The following is a 339-nucleotide window of genomic DNA, read 5'->3' as shown; positions in this document are numbered from 1 at the left end:
AATGAATGACAAATGTGAGATCAAAACACGTTCAAAGTTGTTTGTGGAAATAGAAGGAGAGCTTAAGAAGGCCAAAGAAAAAATAATTGTATTTGCAATGCACCACCCTTTACTTACCAATAGGAAACACGGTGGCAAGTATCCCGCTAAAGATCAACTACTGCCAATTCCCGGGCTTGGACCTTTACTTACCCAAATACGCAGCCAGGGTGCTATTTCGAAACAGGACAGATATAAGGAACGCTAGGATGATTTTATGAAGAGGCTCCAGGTAATGGCAAAAGACCACGATCAACTCGTCTTTGTGTCGGGCCATGATCATTCGCTTCAATACATAGA

The 339-nt window shown here is 41.9% G+C and carries 1 protein-coding gene; it reads left to right on the top strand.

What is annotated here, in order from left to right; genetic code table 11:
* A partial coding sequence (locus ACY2RT_RS15305) for a hypothetical protein (RefSeq protein WP_490156799.1) occupies positions 1-247 on the top strand: 247 nt, incomplete at its 5' end.
* Between the last annotated feature and the right edge of the window lie 92 nt (positions 248-339).

The organism is Ulvibacter sp. 2210JD10-4 (genome assembly GCF_058148525.1).
Note: the sequence above shows the minus strand (reverse complement) of the source record. Positions and strands in the feature narration are given on the sequence as shown.